The sequence below is a fragment of the Subsaximicrobium wynnwilliamsii genome (assembly GCF_007997225.1).
GTDB lineage: Bacteria > Bacteroidota > Bacteroidia > Flavobacteriales > Flavobacteriaceae > Psychroserpens > Psychroserpens wynnwilliamsii.
The window spans coordinates 1-12155 of sequence record NZ_VORM01000022.1; the positions used below are offsets into that span (position 1 = coordinate 1).

Genomic DNA, 12155 nt, shown 5'->3' on the forward strand with positions numbered 1-12155 from the left:
CTAACAAACATGCGCTAAAAATAGAAAAATAGCGCTCTGGGACACCCATTTTTAACTAAAAAAAATCACAACTATTTGAATATAAATAACTTATGAATATTGACTTTTAAAATTGTCGAAAACAGGAGAGAAAGCGCTTTCTCTATGGTTTTTCTTTTTTTATGTTTTTCTGGTGTTCGCGTTTGCACTTTTTCTTTTGTCTATTGTGCGAAAACTGTTATTTAGACTAGGATAAGAATCAAGAAATTACCTTGGACTTTGCATTTGTGAATAATTCGGAAATTGACAAAACAAAAAATTAGAGTAGAAAATTTCAAATTCAAATTAACTGGAAAAACTTCTGAGTTGGATGATTTGACCGCAAGACTGAAAGACTCTTTGAAAAACTTACCGAAATGAAAGGAAAAACTAAAAATTAAAGCTAAAATGTATCTCATTTATTGCTTATTCCAGTCTACGCAGCAATCAGCTTGCGTTGGTATTAGCTCTCTGTATCTATCTTAATTCTAGCAGGCTTTTACATTATTCCTGACTTTAGATTTACTGAATTAGTTACTTAACCCACGACACTTAGGTCATACAAAATCGCATAAAAATAGTAAGAGCAATGCTCAATTCTAAAAGTCAGCTGATCAAAGTAGCGCTCAAAAACGGCATTATTGATTCTGCAAAACTTACCAATCACCAAGACTTCAACTATTTGAGCAATTCTAAATAAAGCAAGTTGTGACCAATGAAATTGGAAATCTAGTCACCAATACAGCAACTATCGTTACATTTAAGCCTTATACAAATCAGTATCGCGCTTTCAACACGGCTCGCGTTTTCAAAATAACTGCAATGAACACTACATTCTTTTTGATTATCAGAGTCGTATTTGGCTTATTTCTACTCTTTTTCGGTTTCGACCATTTTTTCAGTTATATCCCCTTTCCAGCAATGGCGCCAGAAGCCAACGCATATTTTGCAAATTTGAGCGCTACTGGAGCCATGCAATTGGTAGGGATCGTAGAAATTGTTTCGGCGTTGGCCTTCATTTTCAACAAGTACGGCGCTTTGATGGCTGTCATCTTAATGAGCGTCTCCATTAATGCAGTACTGTTTCATGTGGCTTTGGATCCGGCAAAAATATATGGCGCACTCCTGCTGCTGATTCTCAACGTGGCCATGCTTTATTTTTATAGAAATAAGTACAAGCAACTCTTGAAGGCATAAGGCCATTTGGGTAAATCAACCCCATTTTAAAACCAAGGTTTTTGATGGTATAGGAATCCGTGCGAGTTCATTTGATTACGTATTTTAGAATTTGATCCTAACAATGACATAAACAGCTCAACCTACAATGAGAGCATTTCAAAATAGGCTAAAAAACAGCTATGCCAATTGGGATAAAAAATGACGTGCCTTGATATACGCTTATGATTGATCTCATTCTGCAAAAAAAAATGAGCATCCATAACAGTACCTTTCTCAACTGTAATCCTATCTCAACTGTAATCCTATCTCAAACATTCCCGCTTGTCCTTTCCCACGCAAAAGACAGTATTACCAAGAAGCAACATCTTCTTCTATAAAAGCATATAATAAACCAATGTCCTTATAGAAAGAGGCTAACCAAAATTCACTATACCATTAGGGTATGAGATTTTTTCGATAACTTTAAATCATGAAAACACTTAAAAAGATTCTCTATATCGTTCTCATAGTAATTGCAGTATTTTTGGCTGTATGCTCCATATTGTCCGTATTGAGAAATACGGAAAGCCGCTTTCTTAAAATACTTGACTTTCCAAGAATTCAATTTTTTGTCGCTTCATTTATCTGCCTGTTAATCCTTGTGGCAGCAATTAAGAAATGGAAATGGTATGATTATTTGCTATCTGCAGGGCTATTGGCTGGCTTGATTATCAACGGTTCTTACCTAATCCATTACACCCAATTGGTTCCGGTTAGCGTCCCTGCAGCAATAAACATCAAAGCCTCTGATGCCCAAATGAGCCTCCTAATAACCAACGTGAAAATGACCAATCGACAAGCACAGCCTTTAATCGATTTGATTGAACTTAAAGACCCTGATTTGATTTTGGCCATGGAGGTAGATGAATGGTGGGATAACGAACTGCAGGTTTTTAAAAAAGATTATCCCTACTCCCAACATACAATCAATGAACTAACCTACGGCATGGTCTTGTACAGTAAGCTACCGTTGAAAAAAATAGAAGTAGACTATTTAAATAATGAAAATGTACCCTCTTTTGAAAGTTCCATTACCCTCCCTAATGGCAAAAATATAAGATTTCACTCCATCCATCCTGTTCCTCCAACACGTTTCAAGAATTTGCCCGATAACGCAAACCAACAGGAAACTGCCTTGATCAAACTGGGAACGGAAATCACTGGTCGAACATCCCCGACCATTGTAGCTGGAGACTTGAATGATGTGGTGTGGTCCCACGTTGATAAGTTAACCAATACAAAAAACTTGCTTTATGATGTAAGAGTGGGCAGAGGGTTCTTCAACAGTTTCAATGCAGAGAATCTTTTAATGCGCTGGCCATTGGATCACATTTTTGTAACTGAAGAATTTAGATTGAAAAAACTGGAACGCTTAACAAAAATTGGTTCAGACCATTTCCCGATCTATGTTGAACTGGTGTTGTAAAAAGAGAAGAACTTAAGGTCATATAGATGATTACAATTATTGTAATAGCCATCGTTACGGGAGCGTTCATTATAGGTGTCTTATGGGCCGTTTACGGGAATTTGTCAAAAAAACCGAAGGCTTTTTGGTCGCTTTGGCAGGTGGTACCGTTGTGGCCTCGCTGGCGTTGGAAGTTCATAGCCAATTTTCCTGCAGCGGGTGAATTCGTGAACACTTGCCTGCAAGTTCGTGATCGCGATTTTTCAAGAGTGGTAAACTTTTTAGCTTGTAGTGATTCGGGGAAAGCATGATGCACTAATATGCATGGCTTGAATTCCATTTGAGACCAATCAGAAATTTGAAATGAGAAAAACACCTTGCTAAGCACAAATCACTCCTCTTTCTTATACAAACTGGGCAAGCCCAAGTTAAAGCGCACTGCCAATAATCGCGTGATAATCACGATCAATCCTGACAAAATGAACACAAAATTACTATCTCCCATGACCTTTAGCAATAGGAAATAACTGAGTCCGCCCAAAATGCAAGCGGTGGCATAAATCTCCTTACGTCTAAAGATGACCGGAATCTCGTTACATAAGATATCTCTAATCACCCCTCCAAAGCATGCGGTCATAGTGCCCAAAGCGATACAAATGATAGGTTTGAGACCCGCCACCAATCCGGTTTCAATGCCAACAACCGTATAAAGACCAAGGCCAATGGTATCAAATAAAAATAGGGAGGTCCTCAAATAATTGATTTTTTGTCGCAATAGCACCGCAAAAAAAGCCGAACCTATAATCACGTACACATAGGTCATGTCACGCATCCAGGACACTGGTTCTATACCAATCATCACATCACGCAATGTACCACCACCAACGGCGGTCACAAATGCGATGATAAGAACCCCAAAGGCATCCATGCGCTTATCCAGCGCCACCAAAACGCCGGAAATGGCGAAGGCAATGGTTCCTAAAATATCAATAATCTGGATAAACATGCGATATGCTTTAAAGTGATGCGGTTACCAAGAACCCATCGGTTAAAAAAAATTGAGGTCGAAACGACACTGTGTAATAATTAAGCGGGCAAATTTACATAATAGTTATTGAGGCGGAAAAGCTTCCGCATGAAATAAATGCTTAAATACCACAAATCTAACTTGGCGGGTTGGTTTATGTTTGAATTCATTTCAATAATTCTTCGGAAGGCTTAGCGATTCGAATCCATTTTGGCTTAAATAGAAAAAGCAATGTCTTTTGTTAGGTGAAAAAGATGACCACTGTGCCTCATGCATTTTTCCGCAGAAAAAAATTGGCTTTCTGGTAAACACGCAAGAAAAAGCATGAGCGTTTATTGTAATTCTTCCGAAGAAAAAAACGGGGCGCTAGGATACCGCTAAAAAACGGCATGAGCGACGCACTCGGTTTTTCCGAAAAGGAAAAATCGGTTCGCTGAGATACCGCCCTTCTGCGGCATGAGCGACTCACTCGGTTTTTCCGAAAAGAAAAAAATCGGTTCGCTGAGATACCGCACTTCTGCGGCATGAGCGACTCACTCGGTTTTTCCGAAAAGGAAAAATCGGTTCGCTGAGATACCGCACTTCTGCGGCATGAGCGACGCACTCGGTTTTTCCGAAAAGGGAAAATCGGTTCGCTGAGATACCGCACTTCTGCGGCATGAGCGACTCACTCGGTTTTTCCGAAAAGTGAAAATCGGTTCGCTGAGATACCGCACTTCTGCGGCATGAGCGACTCACTCGGTTTTTCCGAAAAGGAAAAATCGGTTCGCTGCTCACATGCTTTGTGTATAATAGTTGTAATCTTTTAAAATGACATCTATAAACTTAATGTCATGATCGTTATAATCCTTGATGCCCACAACCTCCACGACTTTTTTACGCAATTTTACCAAGGTTTCATAATCTCGAGAAGCTTTTGCCTTTATAAATGTTTCTTTGATGATGCGGGCGTCATTATCAGATAATTTGATCACATTGGGATAAGTTGGCACATAATCATCATCCAGTTCTTCCAAAATGGTATGGTTGATATTGATCTTGTTCTTTAAGGTAATTACCGATGTGCCTGCCGTCATGTCGCCCAAACGCTGGCTCTTTTTACTGGTCACTATGGCAATCAATGCCACCACACCAGAGAACATATTCAAATCAATGATCCTAAAAAACCAACGAATCATGTAGTCTGCCAAAGAGGCTTGGTACCCGTCAATCTTAACCACTTTGATTTTCATGATGCGCTTGCCCGGTGTTTGACCATCCAGCCAAGTCTCAAAAACCAAGGAATAAAATACAATGGGTAGAAAAAAGATGCCATAAACCGCCATTTGAGACCATTGATCCATCTCCATGACCATCTCATCTATCTGAAATAATTTAAACATGATTTGATACGTCACTACCGCATAAGCAACCTTTATGATGAGATCAATAATAAATGCCAGTATGCGCTCTCCAACGCTTGCGGCGATGAAATTAATATTCACATTTTGCGTGGTGTTTATTTGTAACTCTACCATTAATTGCTTTATTTTGGAAGTTTATGAGAGAAGTCGCTTTTATTAAACAGAATAAGGAAAAATGGCTCAATTTTGAACAGGCCATCTTTGGGAAAACCCTTAAGAATCCTGATGAGCTGGCTTCCCTTTACATCCATTTGGTCAATGACCTCTCCTACGCGCAAACTTATTATCCCAAAAGTAAAACAATTCTTTATTTAAACAACTTAGCGGCTAAGGCTTTTCAGAAAATTTATAAAACCAAACGTGAGGACACCAACCGCTTCGTTCATTTTTTCAAGGTGGAGGTCCCCATGATCATTTATGAATACCGGCGCTACGTACTTTATGCCTTCATTATTTTTCTCAGTTTTGTGGCCATTGGCGCCCTTTCGGCGGCCAATGATGCATCGTTTGTGAGGCTTATTCTGGGCGATAGTTACGTGAACATGAGTCTGGAGAATATTGAAGCTGGCGACCCTGTGGCGGTCTACAAAAGCGGAAGCAATTGGGGCAGTTTCATAGGCATTACACTCAATAATCTTTATGTGGGCATCAAAGCCTTTATCTTTGGCATTTTTGTGGGTTTGGGCACGGCAATGATCATGCTGTACAACGGCATCATGATAGGTGCCTTCCAATATTTCTTCTATAAGGAAGGCGTTTTGTGGGAAAGCGTTAGAGGCATTTGGATTCATGGGGCCATGGAAATCTTTGCCATCGTGATTGAAGGCGCTGCCGGACTCATCTTAGGCGCAAGCATCCTTTTCCCAAAGACCTATTCCCGTTTGACCTCCTTTAAAATGGGCGTGAAAAATGGCGTGAAAATATTGATTAGCACCTTTCCATTTACCATTGCGGCTGGCTTTCTAGAAGGCTATGTGACGCGATACTCCAACAGCATGCCCAATTGGCTATCGGTTGGGATCATTGTGATCACACTCAGTTTGATTTCGTTCTATTACCTCATCTACCCTTTTATTCTTAACGCAAAATTAAAGCAAACCTATGCAATTATATAAATCAAGAGGTTTCGGCGAGTTTTTTCAAGATACCTTTGCCTTCTTGAAACTGAACGGAAGCCATTTATTCAAGAACTTCTTCATCGTTAATGGCATCTTTCTCTTGATATTGCTCGTTTTGGGCTACTTCTCAACAAAATTCTACTCCGATGTGGTTTTAGGAGGCATCCTCAATGGAAATACGGCAGGCATTGATAATTACATGAACGAGAATGCTGGGCTTTTTGTGATCTTCATTGTGACTTTCGTGATTATGGGACTTTTTGCAGGAATCATCGCCTATGCTTATGTGCCCATTTATATGCAATTGTATGCTGCCCATGAAGGCAACAGTTTTGGGGTCAAAGAAATCGTTAACACCTATAAAGCAAATATCGGTAACATCTTCATTTTTCTGCTTTGTGGCATTGTCGTGGCCATTCCCATGGTTATTATTGTGGGCATCATGGCTGTTGTTTTGACCATTACCATTGTTGGCATTCTGGCACTGCCACTGCTCGTGGGTGCAGTAAGCTTATTCTATCAAATGACTTTGATGGAATATATCAAAAACGAGAAAGGGATTTGGGAGTGCTTTGGCTATTCATGGACGTTAATAGTCTCTAAGTTTTGGGCAGCGATTAGCTGTGTGGGACTCTTTTACCTCATGAGCTATATCGTTCAAAACATCATTGCCTTTATTCCCTATATTTTTGGGATGGTAAGCCTTTTCACTGAGGTGGAAGATGGCAATAGCCCAAATTCTGCAGAACTGGGCGCTACCATGACCGTGATGATGATGGCCGTTTTTTTTCTTACCTTCTTGGTAAGCTCCGTTTTGAATGTGGTGCTCCAATCCAACCAAGCCCTTATTTTTTACAGCTTGAAGGAAGACATCGAGAACATCAATACCAAAAGTGTCATTGATCAAATAGGGGCTGGTGAATAAGAACTTAAACCTACATATGTGTCTAATTTTCTTCGGAATAGCCTTGCTTTCAAATGCCTATGTGGTAAAGCAGGAGATCCCTGAAGCGCTAATCGCACAAGAAACCATCAAGAAAGACAGAGCGCCACTTGACATACGCGAGTATCAAGATTTGAGCGAGAAATACGAGGGCAGCGATTTTATCTATGAGCGCAGTACTGCGAATTCTGGCTGGTGGACGCGCTTCAAACAATGGCTCAGTGATTTCTTTAGCAGCTTGTTTGATTTTCAATCTGATGCTCAAGCCTCTGATTTTACCGATATTGTATTAAAGATTTTCTACGTCGTCATTTTCCTGTTAGTGGTCTTTTTCATCGTCAAGGCCATCATCAACAAGGAAGGCAATTGGGTGTTTGGTAAGTCAAGCGATAAGAGCATCATTCCAGTAAGTGATATCGAGAATAACATCTACGCTACCGATTTCAAGACCATTATTGCCGAAGCAGAGGCCAATGGTAATTTTAGATTGGCGATTCGGTTTTATTACCTGTGGTTGTTGAAGCAACTTGCTGAAATGGAACTCATCGATTATGATGTTGAAAAAACCAATAGCGATTACCATAACGAAATTACTTCCGAAGTCACAAAAAAAGAATTCTCCTACACCTCCTACCTCTATAACTATATTTGGTACGGCGAATTTGCCATTGATCAAATTCAGTTTAATAAGGCAAAACATGCGTTTTCGAAACTCTTAAATTCCTTGGGCGCATGAGCAAAACCTTAAAAATATATCTGGCACTTTTATGCTTTTTGTTCATTGCGATCATAGCGGTTGAGTTTTCAGCACCAACACCAATCAATTGGCAAAAAACGTATAATGAGACCCAAAAAATACCCTACGGCACCTTTGTTTACTTCAACGAATTAAATAGCTTATTCCCAGATAGTAAAGTGCAAGAAGTTAAAGTATCTCCTTACGAATATTTTGACGATTATTACAGTTGGGCAGATAGCTCTTATCTCACCACGGGCACCTACATTTCAATAGATGAAAACAACGGCATTGACGACACATCGGCACAGGAACTCTTGGATTTCGCCTCCCACGGAAACGATATTTTTATCTCCAGCAGTTACTTTCCACCCAAGTTTCAGGATTCGTTAAATTTTCATTTGCAAAACGGTTATGACTTCAAAGGCAAGGCGGAATTGAGCTTTACCAATCCCCGACTTAAAAGTGATTCTATTTCCGCGGAAAAAGGGTTGAGCAACATCTATTTTTCAGAAATCGATACACTGAAGACTACCGTTTTGGGTTATCAAAAATTTGGCGATTCGTCTTATGTCAATTTTACGAGGACACCATGGGGCGAAGGTGCTATCATTTTACACGCGCAGCCCATTGTCTTCACGAATTATTACATGCTCAAAAAGAAAAATGCCAAGTATGCTGCGGGCGTCATGTCTTACCTAAGTGACGATACCATTTATTTTGACTCCAAAAGCAAGCTGGTTAATGTATTGGGCAATTCCCCTTTACGTTTTGTTCTCAATAACCCGCCACTGCGCTGGGCTTGGTACTTGGCCTTGATAAGCACCTTATTGTTCATGATCTTCAATGCGAAACGCAAACAGCGCATTGTAAGGGTTATAGAGCCCGTGAAAAACACCACGGTTGAATTCACTAAAACCATTGGCAATCTCTATTATGAGACCAAGGACCACGACAATCTTATAGAAAAGAAAATAACCTACTTTTTAGAGTATATTCGACGTGTGTATTTTCTGGACACCGAGTATTTGGATGAGAAATTCATCAAGAATCTCGCCCAAAAATCAGGAAAAGAGTACATCGACGTAAAGAAATTGATTAACCAAATAGCCTATTTGAGAAGTAAGGCATCGTGCAACGAGGCTGATTTATTACGACTGAATAGCGCCATTGAACATTTTTACACCAAATAACACCATGGAACATACAAACGACCCAGAACACGAAGACTTAAGGCCAAACGCTGCGGAAGAGCAATTGGAAGAAACCACATCCCAAACGCCAGAAGCCCCAAAGCCCGATACATCGGAAGCCTCAGACCTCAGTTTTGAGAACCGCATTGATTTAAACGAACTTTCTAAAGGCGTTGCGCTTATTAGAAATGAAATCAGCAAGGTCATCGTGGGCCAAAAAAGCATGATTGATATGCTTATTGCTTCCATCCTCGCCAATGGGCATTCGCTTATTGAAGGCGTTCCTGGAGTGGCGAAAACCGTGTCGGCAAAGCTTTTGGCAAAATCCTTGGACATTGGCTTTAGCAGAATCCAATTCACACCAGATTTGATGCCGAGTGATATTTTGGGAACTTCAGTATTTAACATGAAAACCACCGAGTTTGAATTCAAGGAAGGCCCCATTTTCTCGAACATGATCCTTATCGACGAGATCAACAGGGCGCCCGCAAAAACGCAGGCCGCACTTTTTGAGGTCATGGAAGAACGCCAAATCACCATCGATGGCAGTAGATACATGCTGGATTTACCATTTATAGTGCTGGCCACACAAAACCCGATTGAGCAGGAAGGCACCTATCGCTTACCAGAAGCCCAATTGGACCGTTTCCTGTTTAAGATTGATGTGGATTACCCAAATGTGGATGAGGAGGTTGAGATCCTTAACCGAGAACAGCATTTAAGAGGTAGCTCGAAGACCGCGCAAATCACGGCGCATTTGAGCAAGGAACAAATCAACCATTTTCAGGATTTGGTCACGCAAATCAAGGTCGAGTCCCATTTGATCAAATACATTGCCGATATGATCGTGAACACGCGTAACAATCCGTTTTTGTATTTAGGGGCTTCCCCAAGAGCTTCTATTGCCATATTAAAAGCCAGCAAGGCCTTTGCCGCAATGGATGGTCGTGATTTTGTGACACCAGAAGACATCAAGCGTTCTGCCGTGCCTGTATTGCAGCACAGAGTGATCGTAACTCCAGAGCGTGAAATGGAAGGCGTGACCACCAAACAAATCATCAAACAGATTATTGAAGCGGTGGAGATACCTCGTTGAAGACCTCCCTAAGCCTCCCAAGGAGGGAACTGTTGTAGGATACAATACGGATTTAAAAATTGAACTTTAAACTGAATTAAAACTTTAGGTTACATTATATAATTAATTATAAATCAAATATTTAATATTAATTATAAATTAACCAATATGCACAACTTCTAACTTTTAATATCTAATATTTAACTTTTTTTATCCGTGAAATTCATCAAACCGCTATACATCCAAAATCGATTTTTTTATGCTTGCATTGGCATCATGATTCTGTTTGTGCTGAGTTTTGTGTTTCCAAGATTGTTCAATATTGTGAAGCTGCTGCTATTGCTTTTGGCCACCTTAACCCTATTGGACAGCATCATTCTTTTTTCTGCAAAACGCGGCGTTGTTGGCAGACGCCTCTTGCCCGAAAAATTCTCAAATGGGGATGAGAACCCAATTGAGTTAGCCATTTCCAATTATTACACCTTCAAGGTCTATGTAAAGATCATCGATGAGATTCCGGAGCAATTTCAAGTCCGTGATTTTGAGATTTTGCGTGATCTGGAGGCTTCTAGCACGTCTCAAATCGAATACAAATTGCGTCCCGTGGCACGCGGCGAATATCACTTTGGCACCCTAAATATTTATGTATCCTCGGTTTTTGGCTTGGTGGCCAGACGCTTCAAAACCGATACCGACGCCATGCTGCCCACCTACCCTAGTTTTATGCAATTGCGAAAATACAATTTGATGGCCATTAGCAATAACCTGCATCAATATGGCATCAAAAAAATAAGAAAGATTGGCCATACCATGGAGTTTGAGCAAATCAAGGATTATGTGTTGGGCGATGATTTGAGAACCATTAACTGGAAGGCGACCGCCAAACGCAATCAACTCATGGTTAATCAATTTCAGGATGAGAAATCGCAACCCATCTACTCGGTCATTGATAAGGGTAGGATTATGAAAATGCCATTTGACGGACTCACACTTTTAGATTATGCCATCAATGCGGCCTTGGTCATCTCCAATGTGGCATTGAAAAAGCACGATAAAGCGGGGATCCTGGCCTTCTCAAAACGGGTGGAGAACATCGTTGTGGCAGAGCGTCGTGCCTCACAAATGAACCTCATCCTCGAAACCCTCTACAATGTCAATACCGATTATTTCGAAAGTGATTTCAGCAGGCTCTATGCCGATGTGAAACGCAACATCAAACAGCGTTCACTCATGTTGTTGTACACCAACTTCGAAACTTTGGATGGTTTGCATAGGCAGATCCCTTATCTAAAGGGCATTGCGAAAAACCATTTGCTGGTGGTCATATTCTTTAAAAATACGGAGCTGGACAGTATCATCAATAATAAATCTGAAACCGTACAACAAGCGTACGATAAGGTCATTGCTGAAAAATTTGCGTTTGAGAAACGTCTTATCGTGAACGAACTGCAGAAATTTGGCATCCAGTCCATTTTAACCACGCCCAAGGATCTTACCCTGGACACGATCAATAAATATTTGGAAATCAAAGCACGAGGTTTGCTATAAACCCTTCCGAAGCAAAAAAATGCCCCCCAAAAATGGAAAGGCATTCTTTAAACGTTTAGCTCATTTACTTCAAAAACGAAATGGTTAAAGGATAGGTTGGCAGCTCGCCGTTACTCGCCTTAATGGCATTGATGATGGGTAAAATGAGTGATAAAAGCCCCAATAGAATCAAGGCCGGAATGCCAATCAAAATAAAGATAAAAGGGATGCAAACTATGCAATAGATAAGCATACTTATTTGGAAATTGATGATGCGTTTGCCTTGCTCATCCATTTGAAAAACAGTCTCCTTTTGAGTGACCCAAATGATCAAGGGCACGATCAAGCCTCCAAATCCAGTGATGAAGCTTAGTAATTGGCTCAAATGCGTCAATACGATCAATTGTTTGTCTTCTCTCATTATGTTTTAGTTGTGATGGTTCACAAATAGGACGTTCGAGTGCCGCGATTGTTACAAAAGTAGGTAGCATT

At 40.4% G+C, this 12155-nt stretch carries 11 protein-coding genes; 8 read left to right on the forward strand and 3 right to left on the reverse strand.

The genetic code is table 11. The features are described from left to right. Positions 1–840 precede the first annotated feature (840 nt). Positions 841–1215 (forward strand): DoxX family protein, encoded by a 375-nt coding sequence (locus ESY88_RS15880; protein ID WP_147087578.1) that lies wholly within the window; start codon positions 841–843, stop codon positions 1213–1215. Between the two features lie 451 nt (positions 1216–1666). After that, positions 1667–2662, forward strand: coding sequence for an endonuclease/exonuclease/phosphatase family protein (locus ESY88_RS15885; protein WP_147087579.1), 996 nt, complete (start codon positions 1667–1669; stop codon positions 2660–2662). A 370-nt stretch (positions 2663–3032) separates the two neighbouring features. On the opposite strand, the gene ESY88_RS15890 is transcribed toward ESY88_RS15885, so the two are convergent. Together ESY88_RS15890 and ESY88_RS15895 are read right to left on the reverse strand one after the other, a co-directional pair. Beyond that, positions 3033–3647 carry a trimeric intracellular cation channel family protein gene (locus ESY88_RS15890; protein WP_147087580.1) on the reverse strand — a complete coding sequence of 205 codons (615 nt, stop codon included), beginning with the start codon at positions 3645–3647 and terminating at the stop codon, positions 3033–3035. Positions 3648–4441: 794 nt separating this feature from the next. Next, complete coding sequence (locus tag ESY88_RS15895; RefSeq protein WP_147087581.1) at positions 4442–5185, reverse strand: RDD family protein; 744 nt, start codon at positions 5183–5185, stop codon at positions 4442–4444. A 23-nt stretch (positions 5186–5208) separates the two neighbouring features. Between ESY88_RS15895 and ESY88_RS15900 the strand changes: the two genes are divergently transcribed. The 6 genes from ESY88_RS15900 (at position 5209) to ESY88_RS15925 (ending at position 11684) form a co-directional block, all read left to right on the forward strand. Then, the gene (locus tag ESY88_RS15900; protein WP_147087582.1) at positions 5209–6186 is read left to right on the forward strand and encodes a stage II sporulation protein M; all 978 of its coding nucleotides are present in this window, start codon (positions 5209–5211) and stop codon (positions 6184–6186) included. Further along, the gene (locus ESY88_RS15905; RefSeq protein ID WP_147087583.1) at positions 6173–7114 is read left to right on the forward strand and encodes a hypothetical protein; all 942 of its coding nucleotides are present in this window, start codon (positions 6173–6175) and stop codon (positions 7112–7114) included. Before ESY88_RS15900 ends, ESY88_RS15905 begins: the two co-directional genes overlap by 14 nt. 16 nt (positions 7115–7130) lie before the next feature. Continuing rightward, positions 7131–7868 (forward strand): DUF4129 domain-containing protein, encoded by a 738-nt coding sequence (locus ESY88_RS15910; RefSeq protein WP_147087584.1) that lies wholly within the window; start codon positions 7131–7133, stop codon positions 7866–7868. After that, positions 7865–9061 (forward strand): DUF4350 domain-containing protein, encoded by a 1197-nt coding sequence (locus tag ESY88_RS15915; RefSeq protein WP_147087585.1) that lies wholly within the window; start codon positions 7865–7867, stop codon positions 9059–9061. Before ESY88_RS15910 ends, ESY88_RS15915 begins: the two co-directional genes overlap by 4 nt. 4 nt (positions 9062–9065) lie before the next feature. After that, entirely contained in the window at positions 9066–10157 is a 1092-nt protein-coding gene (locus ESY88_RS15920) for an AAA family ATPase (RefSeq protein WP_147087586.1), read from the forward strand. 195 nt (positions 10158–10352) lie between these two features. After that, the gene (locus ESY88_RS15925; RefSeq protein ID WP_223270855.1) at positions 10353–11684 is read left to right on the forward strand and encodes a DUF58 domain-containing protein; all 1332 of its coding nucleotides are present in this window, start codon (positions 10353–10355) and stop codon (positions 11682–11684) included. A gap of 64 nt (positions 11685–11748) precedes the next feature. On the opposite strand, the gene ESY88_RS15930 is transcribed toward ESY88_RS15925, so the two are convergent. Next, entirely contained in the window at positions 11749–12084 is a 336-nt protein-coding gene (locus ESY88_RS15930; RefSeq protein WP_147087587.1) for a DUF4870 domain-containing protein, read from the reverse strand. Positions 12085–12155 lie beyond the last annotated feature (71 nt).

Coding starts and splice junctions, on each gene's coding strand:
- ESY88_RS15930 (WP_147087587.1), bottom strand. CDS start 12,084: ATGAGAGAAGACAAACAATTGATCGTATTGACGCATTTGAGCCAATTA.
- ESY88_RS15920 (WP_147087586.1), top strand. CDS start 9,066: ATGGAACATACAAACGACCCAGAACACGAAGACTTAAGGCCAAACGCT.
- ESY88_RS15905 (WP_147087583.1), top strand. CDS start 6,173: ATGCAATTATATAAATCAAGAGGTTTCGGCGAGTTTTTTCAAGATACC.
- ESY88_RS15900 (WP_147087582.1), top strand. CDS start 5,209: ATGAGAGAAGTCGCTTTTATTAAACAGAATAAGGAAAAATGGCTCAAT.
- ESY88_RS15880 (WP_147087578.1), top strand. CDS start 841: ATGAACACTACATTCTTTTTGATTATCAGAGTCGTATTTGGCTTATTT.
- ESY88_RS15915 (WP_147087585.1), top strand. CDS start 7,865: ATGAGCAAAACCTTAAAAATATATCTGGCACTTTTATGCTTTTTGTTC.
- ESY88_RS15895 (WP_147087581.1), bottom strand. CDS start 5,185: ATGGTAGAGTTACAAATAAACACCACGCAAAATGTGAATATTAATTTC.
- ESY88_RS15910 (WP_147087584.1), top strand. CDS start 7,131: ATGTGTCTAATTTTCTTCGGAATAGCCTTGCTTTCAAATGCCTATGTG.
- ESY88_RS15890 (WP_147087580.1), bottom strand. CDS start 3,647: ATGTTTATCCAGATTATTGATATTTTAGGAACCATTGCCTTCGCCATT.
- ESY88_RS15885 (WP_147087579.1), top strand. CDS start 1,667: ATGAAAACACTTAAAAAGATTCTCTATATCGTTCTCATAGTAATTGCA.